The 1,656-nt window shown below is 39.6% G+C and carries 1 protein-coding gene; it reads right to left on the minus strand.

Annotation, left to right across the window (positions count from 1 at the left end; translation table 11 throughout):
* Positions 1 to 50 precede the first annotated feature (50 nt).
* A complete protein-coding gene (locus tag AAEY57_RS19110; protein WP_350595364.1) occupies positions 51 to 1,529 on the minus strand; it encodes an IS4 family transposase in 1,479 nt (492 codons plus the stop codon).
* Positions 1,530 to 1,656 lie beyond the last annotated feature (127 nt).

Below are 1,656 nucleotides of genomic sequence, written 5' to 3' on the forward strand. Positions count from 1 at the left end.
ACTCAAGTTTCGGAGTTCATTTTTTAGTAAAAAAAAAAATGAACTTTCTCTTATTCTAACGCCTCTTGCCGTAAGGTAAAACTGTCCATTTGCATAACTTGCGTAAAAAAATTCACAACCGTTTGTTCTATCTTGTTTAGTACACCTGATTTTTCAACGAGTGTTAAATTAGTCATTTCATTTAGTGCTCCTGCTATGAGTGCTTTGAATAATCCCCATAATTTACTGGCAAAATTTAAACCAGTCAGACTTTCTTCAAAACCGCTCCTGACACTGCTCAGCCTAGCAGCGCCTTCTTCCTGCTTGGCAAAAAGCAACAAACAAAACCTTAACCCCGTCAGGTGAATTGAAGCGATGTAAGCACTGTAGTGTCTGCTTTGCTCTTTTAAAAAACCAAGCTTTTGTTTCGCTTCCTTAAAGTAAACTTCAATCCCCCAACGCAGTGCATAAACCTCAAGTATTTTTTCATCTTCAAGTTGGCTATCTGTTGTCAAGAACAGCGCCCAGTCATGTTTACTTGCCTGTTGTTTAGCTTCATTTACTGAGCGTACAAAGAGTAATTTTACTTTCACCCATTGTGCAGGCTCTTGATCTGAGCTGCTAAGGTTTAATTCCACCGTTATGGACTTGCTTTGGTAAGGCATATTCTTAAGCGTTTGCCAGCTCCCTTTAACGTATCGCTGGTATAGCTCTTTAGCGCTGAGTAAGTGGCTGACACCATCCACCACTAAACGATATTTCATCTTATTCTTTTTCATTCTGACAATAGCAACAAGTGAGTGTTCTATCGTCATTCTTAAGATGTGTTTAGTGGCAAACCATGCATCAGCTAAAAAATAATCGGCATTAATCCCTGCGCGGATAGCTCGTGCTATCATGTCGCACACCATTTCTGGTTTAGTTTGCTGCTTGGATTTTTGATAACGCTTGGCGGCGATACTGCGACCATCAGCAAATTTATAATCTAACGCTTGCTCCTTAACCTGGCTAATGAAAATCTCATTATCGACGGGAACAAATTGCTCATCATTGGCAACACCCAGCGTGAGTATTTGCTGCCCCATTACACAGCGTGCTGTTAAATGGTCAAAGTGACTCGATACGCCGGGCATTTTTTTACCTCGCCTTATTTTTACTGAGTCGTCAATAACAAAGGCACTAAGCTTATTTTTACTGTTCGATTTGAGTACTTTTTTAGCCGTTAATAGTTGCAGTTTTCGCCAATCTAAATCTTCACGGTTGAGTAAATCATACAGCGCATCTTTTTTAGCCGCTGAAAAGCTTAATAAGGCATCCCTTGAAAACATGGCAACAGAGTCGACCTTAAGCCAAACCCAAAGCATCAGTAGATAAACAATATCACCGACAGGTGTGCCTGAGCGCTTTGAAAACTTAGCTTGGTTCAACATGCCTTTAAAGTTAAGGCTTTTCCATGTTGAGTTAAACGTATTATCGATATTCAGGTTTGCTTGGCTAAGTAAATCAGCCGTTAATGGTGGTAAGTTTGTCGTGTTTGTGGCAGAGTTCATTTGATGTCTCTTGTTGTTTTTTGCTTTGTCTATGCAACAAGCATTTTACCACAATGAGACATCAACTTCTTTTAAATCATCATGTTATTTGGCTTTTATTATTGGGTTTGAATCCCGAAACTTGAGT

Origin of the sequence: Pseudoalteromonas sp. MER144-MNA-CIBAN-0113 (assembly GCF_040308965.1) — a bacterium.
Taxonomy (GTDB): Bacteria; Pseudomonadota; Gammaproteobacteria; order Enterobacterales; family Alteromonadaceae; genus Pseudoalteromonas; species Pseudoalteromonas tetraodonis.

Coding starts and splice junctions, on each gene's coding strand:
- AAEY57_RS19110 (WP_350595364.1), bottom strand. CDS start 1,529: ATGAACTCTGCCACAAACACGACAAACTTACCACCATTAACGGCTGAT.